This window comes from Zobellella endophytica (assembly GCF_003012775.1).
GTDB lineage: Bacteria > Pseudomonadota > Gammaproteobacteria > Enterobacterales > Aeromonadaceae > Oceanimonas > Oceanimonas endophytica.
In genome coordinates this window covers 1-255 of record NZ_PXYG01000047.1, presented here as the reverse complement: position 1 = coordinate 255, position 255 = coordinate 1, and the positions used below count along the sequence as shown (strand labels likewise).

Below are 255 nucleotides of genomic sequence, written 5' to 3'. Positions count from 1 at the left end.
GCCTCCCGTAGGAGTCTGGGCCGTGTCTCAGTCCCAGTGTGGCTGGTCATCCTCTCAGACCAGCTAGAGATCGTCGCCTTGGTGAGCCATTACCTCACCAACCAGCTAATCTCACTTGGGCTCATCCGATCGCGCAAGGCCCGAAGGTCCCCTGCTTTCCCCCGTAGGGCGTATGCGGTATTAGCCGTCGTTTCCAACGGTTATCCCCCTCGACCGGGCAGATACCCAAGCCTTACTCACCCGTCCGCCGCTCGC

Annotated in this window: 1 rRNA gene; it reads right to left on the bottom strand. The window is 61.2% G+C overall.

What is annotated here, in order from left to right:
* Window positions 1-255, bottom strand: a 16S ribosomal RNA gene (locus C7H85_RS19380); the annotation flags it as partial.